We start from the raw sequence: 3,306 nt of genomic DNA, 5'->3' as shown, positions 1-3,306 counted from the left end.
GGTCCGGCGCCACACTTGCCTGGAAGGTCCGGTCGTACGTTCCGTTCCCGGCGGCAAGCTGCGAGAGGGATTATGCGGGCATGGCGGGGGGGCGTGGATGAATGGGGAGAGATTTTTTTGGGGGGGGGGGCGGGTTTTGATGCCGAGGCGGTCGTTGGCGGTCTGATCACACAAGGGCCGCTCTTGGCCCGAAGCAGACATTCAGGTACCCGGACGCCCGTATTCGCGATGCAGCATGATGACGGTATGCCCATGGAAGGGCATTGCGGCGGCCCCGTTATGTGGGTGTTGGTGCCGATGGAGGCAAAGGCGGTGCGATCGGTGTAAGTGGCGTCCGATCCCATAAATTCCCGATCGACCGCCAAGCGCCTGACAGCCGGGTCAGGATAGGATCTACTACCGACATAACTTCGGCGGGATATACTACCCACAAAAGTGCACCAATAAGTACAACATAGACTGCCATCACTGGGACAATTGAAGCTCGATAAACCCATCGAGCTCGAGAAATTGGTCTGGTCACTAGTTCGCCCCACTGGTCGTCAGACATGAAGGCATAAAGGCGTTGCCGCCATTGCGAGCGGACTTGCTTGGCGAGGACATCGAATCGCCAATTGGAGAGCACCGTGGTCAGCAAGCTCGCAAACAGCAGCGCGGCCGCACTCAACGAGGCAATCTTCACAACAGAGGAGTTGGTTGTGGCCGAACGCAAAGCAAATGCCGCACCCGCGATCGCTGCATCCCGCCAGAGAGCAGACAATAGATCGCGCGTGGCTGTCTGAGATCGCGCAACCTCATCCTGCAGAGCCTTCCGGAGATCGCCTAAAGACTTGAGCGCTTCCTTGCTGTCATCCTGCAGATGGAAAGCAAAGGCCTCTCTTGCGCTGGCCAACGCTTGGTCCAACACACCAGTAAGGCCCATTGGCCACTTAGTGTTTTCGGGCCAGTACAGCGCCAAGTGGTTGTTGAGCAGGTGAAACTTCGTCTCAGTGTCACGCCGTTGGTCGTAAACCCATCTGACCGCTTCCGTGATAACATCAAAAAGCCGAGCTTGCGGCTTGCTTAGGTCGACATCGGCGAAGACAGACCTGGCGCCCTTCAGCACGACCTTTCTGCTTGCATCCGAGGTTCGAATTTCGGTTGGCAGACAAAAGATCAGGTTCCTCACGGCGGCTTCTTTCCAAGCCGCGAAAACACCTGAAGTATCGTCACCTGGGACGATCAGATACCAGGGACGGATGTCGATCGGGACTAGCTGATAGCTCTCGTCCCGAACCAATCTACGTGGACTATCGAATATCTCTTCGAGCGGTTTCTGATCCGTCGCGCTGCCCCACGGCACATAGACGCATGCTATCGTAGCAAAGGGCAAGAAGTCTTCGGCGATCCACACTTTCCGAGCAGCAAGCATAAACTCTGCGTCACCGAGGGCGGCCTCGAAGCCCATTCGAGTAATGAAAAACGCCGTCTGCGCCTCGACTTTCTTCGTAAGACGAACCGCGACAGCCTCACCCTCAATACTCGACACGTCCCCATTTGCGAGGTCAACTTCCCCGCTAATGCTCCCAAACACGGCCAACGTTCCCTGAGCGGACAAGGCCAGCGCCGAAGCCAATTCAGCAATTCGATTGAAATCCGAGCCAGTGAGGTTCGAGATCTGATCGACCCTGCAGACTGACATCGTCTCAACGAAGACCGCACCTTTCGACGCGGCCAGCCGCTGAAACAGGATGCCGAGTTCGATCATCTCCTCGATTGTCATAGGCTCGTCAATCGGCTCGTCGTGATGGTGATAACAGTGCCGGCTGCCGTCGTCGCCGTTTTCACGGTATCCGAGGCCTGCTCCGGCACGTCGATCTTCACACCTTCAGCGGTCTTATACTTCTGAGGACGCTGCTTTTTCACTGCGCCTTTGTCGAACTTGAAGACCTCGCCATCCATGCCTTTCTTGACCAAACCTTTGTCGAAGCTAGCCCGCACTGCAGCACTTCCATGTGCGCCAAAAAATTCGGTGAAGAACTCGGCGGCATCGAACTTGTCGCGCTTCTGGACCGTGTCGTAGTAACGATCCCGGACATTCTGCGTTATATCGTTCGGCAGATCGTTCTGGTGCTTTTTGACCACCTCAACGACCAGCGCCTCGACGGCTTGGGTCATTTGCTTGTCATCGAAGAGGCGCTTGCATGCGAGAAATCCCCGAAAGAAGTCGGTGATTTCATGACGAACGGTTTTGTCGACGACAACGATGCTGTCGGCGTCATCGCCACCGAAAATCTCGATCAAGGCAGATTTTTGCAGTGCGTCGGCCGATTTCGTGAACGAGTTGGCGATTGCTTTCAGGATTGCCTTCGCATCGTCGGTAATTTCGTAGGTAACTGCCTCTTCATGATCGTATTTCAACACAGACAACAGCTTCCGCTGTCCGGTAACCAGCGTCATGAGAATCATCACACCCGGCTTGATGCGATTGTCCCTGCCAGCGTGAAAAGTCTGCGCCAGCGTCTTTGACACCGGCACGAACTGGCTTCCGTCATCCATAACCTGCTTGAGCAATGTCCTGGTTATCGAACCATCTGCAAAGGTAAAGCGGTTGCCTCGCAACGTCTCCATCGCCCGTTTAAGGAAGAAATCCTCGAAGTCCCCGATCGGGGTTTCATCAAGCAAGATTGGCTCGTCGTTTCGATGGTGAACGACGTGAAAAATGAATTTTTCGATCGAAAGATTTTCGATCTCTTTGTCTGAAAGCTGCAATTGCTTCCTCCCGCAAATGAAATTTCCCGAAGCGCACGCTACAGATTCCAACCAGGAACGCAATGAGTTCACTATTTGTTCTAACAAAAGACGGAGCTTGTAAGAAGGCCCTTGCCTGATGCCAGTGTGGTAGGTGTGAAGGAACGCTCTGGCAGGCTCGCCAGAACAGGAAGGTCACCTTCATCAGCGCGGTAAGGCCCTGCGAGCAAATGAATCGGTTGTTCTGGCCGCTTCTGGCTACAGCGGCCGCAAACAGTTGAATAGTGGTGCGGCCGCTTCCCACCCCTTTGTCGCCATTCCCCCGCTGCCCGAATCACGAACACTTTCGGGAAAGCCATGGGGGGCTCTGGTGGCTGACGTGTTCCGCAAGGCGTCGAGAGGACGGGGGCGAACGCTGCGTTCCTTCGCGCCCCCCTCTGCCTGCCGGCATCTCCCCCACAGGTGGGGAGATCGGCTCTCCGGCGTCGCGCCCGTGTTTCGGTAAGCGCCGCGCTTTGGCACACCCCCCTCTGCCTGCCGGCCGGGGCGAGCCACGGGTCTCGCCCGTCCTTCGGA

Annotated in this window: 2 protein-coding genes; both read right to left on the bottom strand. The window is 56.2% G+C overall.

The genetic code is table 11. The annotated features are described in order from the left end of the window. Nucleotides 1-277 precede the first annotated feature (277 nt). Complete coding sequence (locus EJC49_RS16700) at nt 278-1,747, bottom strand: hypothetical protein (RefSeq protein ID WP_126701079.1); 1,470 nt, start codon at nt 1,745-1,747, stop codon at nt 278-280. A gap of 11 nt (nt 1,748-1,758) precedes the next feature. Continuing rightward, complete coding sequence (locus EJC49_RS16695) at nt 1,759-2,751, bottom strand: nucleoid-associated protein (protein ID WP_170314754.1); 993 nt, start codon at nt 2,749-2,751, stop codon at nt 1,759-1,761. Nucleotides 2,752-3,306: the final 555 nt, after the last annotated feature.

Origin of the sequence: Aquibium carbonis (assembly GCF_003970795.1) — a bacterium.
Classification (GTDB): domain Bacteria; phylum Pseudomonadota; class Alphaproteobacteria; order Rhizobiales; family Rhizobiaceae; genus Aquibium; species Aquibium carbonis.
Note: the sequence above shows the minus strand (reverse complement) of the source record. Positions and strands in the feature narration are given on the sequence as shown.